Genomic DNA, 6,209 nt, shown 5'->3' on the forward strand with positions numbered 1-6,209 from the left:
ATGACGCGTCGATTCCTTACCGGCGTTCTCTCGGCCGCCACCACCGCCGGGCTGGTGGTCGCCCTCGCCGCTTGCGGGGGTACCACCAAGAACGACAACGCCGGTTCGGGCCCCGCCCAGTCCACCGCCGCCGCGAATCCGGGCGCGGCCACGAAGGAGGGGGTGAAGATGGCGTTCCTGCCCAAGCAGCTCAACAACCCCTACAGCGACATCGAGGTCGGCGGCGGCAAGCAGGCGCTGGAGGAGCTCAAAGGGGAGTACAAGCTGGTCGGGCCGAACGACGCGAGCGCGTCTTCGCAGGTCAGCTACATCAACACGCTCATCCAGCAGCAGCAGGACGTCATCGGCATCGCCGCGAACGACCCGAACGCGGTATGCCCGTCGCTGAACCAGGCACGCGGCGCCGGGATCAAGGTCGTGGCGTTCGACTCCGACGCGGCCAAGGACTGCCGTGACGTGTTCATCAACCAGGCCACCACGCAGGGCATCGGCGAGCAGCTGGTGAAGCAGGCGAAGGAGCTGTCCGGCGGGTCGGGCGAGATCGCGATCCTCTCCGCGACCCCCAACGCCACCAACCAGAACGCCTGGATCGAGGTCGCCAAGCAGACCCTGGCCAAACCGGAGTACGCGAACCTGAAGCTGGTGAAGGTCGCCTACGGCAACGACGACGACCAGAAGTCGTTCCAGGAGGCGCAAGGCCTGCTGCAGTCGTTCCCGAATCTGAAGGTCATCGTCGCGCCGACGACCGTCGGTATCGCGGCCGCGGCCCGGTACGTGAGCTCGTCGAGCTACCAGGGCAAGGTCGCGGTCACCGGGCTGGGCACCCCGAACCAGATGCGCGCCTTCGTCAAGGACGGCACGGTCAAGCAGTTCGCGCTGTGGAACCCGGCCGACATCGGCTATCTGGCCGCCTACGCCGGTGTCGCCTTGAGCTCCGGGCAGATCACCGGTGCCGAAGGCCAGAAGTTCAAGGCGGGCAGGCTCGGCGAGTACACCATCGGCGCGAACGGGGAAATCGTGCTCGGCCCGCCGACGACGTTCGACGCGGCCAACATCGACAAGTTCGACTTCTGACCGCCATGGCGCGTTATTGCTTCTGCCTCCAGGTGAAACCCGACCGCACGGCCGAATACGCCGAGCGCCATCGGGCCGTGTGGCCGGAGATGCTCGCTGCGCTGCGGGAAAGCGGCTGGCGCAACTATTCGTTGTTCCTGCGCGAAGACGGGCTGCTCATCGGCTACGTCGAAGCCGACGATCTCGCGGCGGCGCAGGCGGCGATGGCCCGCACCGAGGTCAACTCCCGCTGGCAGGCGGAGATGGCGGAATTCTTCACCGACGGCAGGCCCGACGAGAGCCTGCGCCTGCTGACCGAGGTGTTCCACAGCGCCTGACCGGCGCTCGACGAGGAAAGACGTGATCGACTTGCCCGACCTTACGGCCGTGAAATCCGCGCTGCGGACGCAGCGGATCGAGACACCGTCGTGGGCGTTCGCCAATTCCGGCACGCGGTTCAAGGTGTTCCCCCAGGCAGGCGTGCCGCGTACGCCGGAGGAGAAGATCGCGGACGCGGCGACCGTGCACCGGTTCACCGGCGTCGCGCCGAGTGTCGCCCTGCACATCCCGTGGGACCGGGTGGACGACTTCGGCGCGCTCGCCCGCTTCGCGAGGGATCTGGGCATCGAGATCGGTGCCATCAACACGAACGTCTTCCAGGACGAGGACTACAAACTCGGCTCGGTGACCAATCCGGACGCGGGGGTGCGCCGCAAGGCGACCGACCATCTGCTGGAGGCGGTGTCCATTATGGACGCCACCGGATCGCGTGACCTGAAGCTGTGGTTCTCCGACGGCATCAACTACCCGGGCCAGGACGATCTGCGCGACCGGCAGGACCGGATGGCGGCGGCGCTGCGGGAGGCGTACGACAGGCTCGGCGACGGCCAGCGGCTGTTGCTGGAGTACAAACTGTTCGAGCCCGCCTTCTACGCCACCGACATCCCGGATTGGGGCACGTCCTACGCGCATTGCCTGGAACTCGGGGAGAAGGCGACGGTGTGCATCGACACCGGGCATCACGCGCCCGGTACGAACATCGAGTTCATCGTCGCTTTCCTGCTGCGCGCCGGGAAGCTCGGCGCGTTCGACTTCAACTCCCGGTTCTACGCCGACGACGACCTGATGGCGGGTGCGGCGGATCCGTTCCAGCTGTTCCGGATCATGTACGAGATCGTCCGCGGTGACGCGCTGGACCCGGCGTACGGCATCAACTTCATGCTCGACCAGTGCCACAACATCGAGGCGAAGATCCCGGCGATCATCCGCTCGGTGATGAACGTCCAGGAAGCCACGGCGAAGGCCCTGCTGGTCGACCGGGACGCGCTGCGGGCGGCGCAGCGTGACGGCAAGGTATTGGAGGCCAACGCGATCGTGATGGACGCCTACAACACCGACGTCCGGCCGCTGCTGGCCGAACTGCGCACCGAAGCCGGGCTGGATCCGGACCCGATCGCGGCCTATCACCGCAGTGGATACCAGGAGAAGATCGTGGCCGAGCGGGCCGGTGGCCGGCAGGCGGGGTGGGGAGCATGAGCGTGCCGTCCGAACTCGTCGCCCGTAGCAACGCGCTGGGCGCCGATCCGCGCAACACGAACTTCGCCGGTGGCAACACTTCGGCGAAGGGGGAAGTGCTCGACCCGGTGACCGCGCGGCCGACGGAACTGTTGTGGGTCAAGGGGTCCGGCGGTGACCTCGGGACGCTGACCGAATCGGGGCTGGCCGTGCTGCGGCTGGACCGGCTGCGTGCCCTCGTCGACGTCTACCCGGGCGTCGAGCGCGAGGACGAGATGGTCGCCGCGTTCGACTACTGCCTGCACGGCAAGGGCGGGGCGGCGCCGTCGATCGACACGGCCATGCACGGACTGGTCGACGCCGCGCATGTCGACCATCTGCATCCGGACTCCGGTATCGCGCTGGCCACCGCGGCCGACGGCGCCGCGCTGACGAAGGAGTGCTTCGGTGACCGGGTCGCGTGGGTGGATTGGCGGCGGCCGGGATTCCAGCTGGGCTTGGACATCGCCGCGGTGAAGGCCGCGAACCCGCGGGCGATCGGCGTGATCCTCGGCGGGCACGGGATCACCGCGTGGGGCTCGACTTCCGAAGAGTGCCAACGGAATTCGCTGGAGATCATCCGCACGGCCGAGAAGTTCCTCGCCGACCGCGGGATCGCGGAGCCGTTCGGGGCGATCGTGCCGGGGTTCGAACCGCTGCCCGCGGCCGAGCGGCGTACCCGTGCGGCGGCGCTCGCGCCGGTGATCCGTGGGCTCGCCTCGACCGACCTGCGCCAGGTCGGGCACTACACCGACAGTGACGCGGTACTCGACTTCCTGGCGCGGGAGAAGCTCGCGCCGCTCGCGGCGCTGGGTACGTCGTGCCCGGACCACTTCCTGCGTACCAAGGTCCGTCCCCTCGTGCTCGACCTGCCCGCGACCGCGCCGATCGAGGACGTCGTTGCCCGGCTGAAGGAACTCCACGAGGCCTACCGTGCGGACTACCGCGCCTACTACGAGCGGCACGCGACGCCGGACAGCCCGCCCATGCGCGGCGCCGACCCGGCGATCGTGCTCGTACCCGGTGTCGGCATGTTCTCCTTCGGCAAGGACAAGCAGACCGCGCGGGTGGCAGGGGAGTTCTACGTCAACGCGATCAACGTGATGCGGGGCGCCGAGGCGGTGTCGTCCTACGCGCCGATCCCGGAGAGCGAGAAGTTCCGTATCGAGTACTGGGAGCTGGAAGAGGCGAAGCTGCGGCGGATGCCGAAACCGAAACCGCTCGCGGGCCGGATCGCGCTGGTGACGGGGGCCGGTTCGGGTATCGGCAAGGCCATCGCCGAGCGGCTCGCGGCCGAAGGCGCGTGCGTCGCGATCGCCGATCTCGACGCGGACGCGGCGGCCGCGGTCGCCACGGGCATCGGTGGCGCCGACCAGGCCATCGCGGTGACCGCGGACGTCACCGACGCCGCCGCCGTCCGGTCCGCCATGGACGCCACCGTGCTCGCGTTCGGCGGGGTGGACCTCGTCGTCAACAACGCGGGCCTGTCGATCTCCAAGCCGCTGCTGGAGACCACCGAGCGCGACTGGGACCTGCAGCACGACGTGATGGCGAAGGGATCCTTCCTGGTTTCGCAGGCCGCCGCGAAGGCGATGGTGGCGCAAGGGATCGGCGGCGACATCGTCTACATCTCGTCGAAGAACTCGGTGTTCGCCGGTCCCGACAACGTCGCCTACGGTGCGGCGAAGGCGGACCAGGCGCACCAGGTGCGGCTTCTCGCGGCCGAGCTGGGCGGGCACGGCATCCGTGTCAACGGCGTCAATCCGGACGGAGTGGTCCGTGGTTCGGGCATCTTCGCCGGCGGCTGGGGCGCGCAACGGGCCGCGGTGTACGGCGTGCCGGAAGAGGAACTCGGCGCCTTCTACGCCCAGCGCACGATCCTCAAACGCGAGGTGCTGCCCGAGCACGTGGCCGCGGCGGTGTTCGCGCTCACCGGCGGCGACCTGACCCACACCACCGGGTTGCACGTGCCGGTGGACGCGGGTGTGGCGGCGGCGTTCCTTCGCTGAGACGGGAGAAGACGGTGCCGGTGCTGCGGGTGGCGGCGGTCGACCTCGGCGCGTCCAGCGGGCGGGTGATGGCGGGGTCGGTCGGCAGGGGGCACCTCGGGCTCCAGGAGGCGCACCGGTTCCCGAACGGTCCCGTGCGGGCGGGCGGGACGCTGTACTGGGACGTGCTGGGCATCCATCGCGAGATGCTGCGCGGTATCCAGGCGGTGCACGCCGGTGGCGGGCTGTCCGGGATCGGCATCGATTCGTGGGCCGTGGATTACGGGCTGCTCGACGGTTCGGGCGCGCTGCTGGGAAATCCGGTGCACTACCGGGACTCCCGTACCGACGGGGTACTGGACCAGGTCGGGAAGACGATCCCGGCGCGGGAGCTCTACGACGTCACCGGGTTGCAGCAGCTGCCGTTCAACACGCTCTACCAGCTGGTGTCCGAAGTGGACAGACTGGCTTCGGCGGAGACGATGCTGTTGATCCCCGATCTGCTCGGCTACTGGCTGACCGGGGAAACCGGCGCGGAACGGACCAACGCGTCGACGACCCAGCTCTACGACGTCCGCGCGCGGTCCTGGGCGGTGGACCTCGCCGGACGAGCCGGAATCCCGCTGCGGCTCCTGCCGCCGCTGCGGGAGCCGGCGGAGCGGATCGGCACGCTGCTGCCGGAGCTCGCCGCCGACCTCGCGCTACCGTCGACGCCGGTGATCGCGGTCGGCTCACACGACACGGCGTCGGCCGTGGTCGCGGTGCCCGCCGAACCCGGCACGAGCTTCGCCTACATCTCGTCGGGCACCTGGTCGCTCGTCGGCCTCGAACTCGACGCGCCCGAACTCGGTGACGCCGCGCTCGCCGCCAATTTCACCAACGAAACCGGCGTCGACGGCAAGATCCGCTTCCTGCGCAACGTGATGGGCCTGTGGGTGCTGACCGAAACCCTCCGGACCTGGGCGGCCCGCGGCGACCGTGTCGACCTGGCCGACCTACTCGCGGAAGCGGCCGAAGCGCCACCGCTGACCGCCGTGGTGGACGTCGACACGCCCGCGTTCCTCCCACCGGGGGACATGCCGTCCCGGATCGCGCGGGCCTGCCGGGAGACCGGCCAGCGTCCGCCGTCCACGCGCGGTGAGGTCGTCCGGTGCATTGTGGACAGTCTCGCGCTGGCCTATCGCCGCACGGTCCGCCAAGCCGGGACGTTGACGGGCCGGACGATCGACGTCGTCCACGTCGTCGGCGGCGGAGCGCGCAACGAACTCCTGTGCCAGCTGACCGCCGACGCTTGCGGCGTGCCGGTGCTCGCCGGTCCGGTGGAGGCGACCGCACTGGGCAACGTGCTCGTGCAGGCCCGGACCCTGGGTGCCGCCCTGCCTGATCTGGCCGCGATGCGCGCGCTGGTGCGGGAAACGCATCCGCCGCGACGGTATGCGCCCTCAGGCCGGGATCCCGGATGGGAGGCCGCTGAAGCCCGGCTCGGGTTGGTCGTGAGTGGCGGTTAGGGGTTTTAACCCAAAAGGCCCACAACCCCCACCGTTACCACCCCCCGCGCGCCGGGGCCCGCCCCCCACCCAGGGCGCCCCCCCGAACACGCCGCCCCCTGTAAGT

The 6,209-nt window shown here is 69.6% G+C and carries 5 protein-coding genes; all 5 read left to right on the top strand.

Annotated features, from left to right (window positions below):
• From rhaS to ACZ5ZX_RS22620, 5 genes are read left to right on the top strand one after another with little or no spacing between them, the layout of a single operon-like run.
• Nucleotides 1-1,074, top strand: coding sequence for a rhamnose ABC transporter substrate-binding protein (gene rhaS / locus ACZ5ZX_RS22600; RefSeq protein ID WP_465503966.1), 1,074 nt, complete (start codon nucleotides 1-3; stop codon nucleotides 1,072-1,074).
• Nucleotides 1,075-1,079: 5 nt separating this feature from the next.
• Entirely contained in the window at nucleotides 1,080-1,391 is a 312-nt protein-coding gene (locus ACZ5ZX_RS22605; RefSeq protein WP_465503967.1) for an L-rhamnose mutarotase, read from the top strand.
• A 22-nt stretch (nucleotides 1,392-1,413) separates the two neighbouring features.
• Nucleotides 1,414-2,589, top strand: a complete 1,176-nt coding sequence (rhaI, locus tag ACZ5ZX_RS22610) for an L-rhamnose isomerase (RefSeq protein WP_465503968.1) — start codon at nucleotides 1,414-1,416, stop codon at nucleotides 2,587-2,589.
• Complete coding sequence (locus ACZ5ZX_RS22615; protein ID WP_465503969.1) at nucleotides 2,586-4,616, top strand: bifunctional aldolase/short-chain dehydrogenase; 2,031 nt, start codon at nucleotides 2,586-2,588, stop codon at nucleotides 4,614-4,616. Before rhaI ends, ACZ5ZX_RS22615 begins: the two co-directional genes overlap by 4 nt.
• A 23-nt stretch (nucleotides 4,617-4,639) precedes the next feature.
• Nucleotides 4,640-6,103: a rhamnulokinase gene (locus ACZ5ZX_RS22620; protein WP_465504190.1), complete on the top strand. Its 1,464-nt coding sequence runs from the start codon at nucleotides 4,640-4,642 to the stop codon at nucleotides 6,101-6,103.
• The last annotated feature ends 106 nt before the right edge of the window (nucleotides 6,104-6,209 follow it).

Source organism: Amycolatopsis sp. NPDC033938, assembly GCF_055575975.1.

What these genes read in the sequence shown, in the direction of transcription:
- rhaS (WP_465503966.1), top strand. Translation starts at nt 1, where the DNA reads ATGACGCGTCGATTCCTTACCGGCGTTCTCTCGGCCGCCACCACCGCC.
- ACZ5ZX_RS22605 (WP_465503967.1), top strand. Translation starts at nt 1,080, where the DNA reads ATGGCGCGTTATTGCTTCTGCCTCCAGGTGAAACCCGACCGCACGGCC.
- ACZ5ZX_RS22615 (WP_465503969.1), top strand. Translation starts at nt 2,586, where the DNA reads ATGAGCGTGCCGTCCGAACTCGTCGCCCGTAGCAACGCGCTGGGCGCC.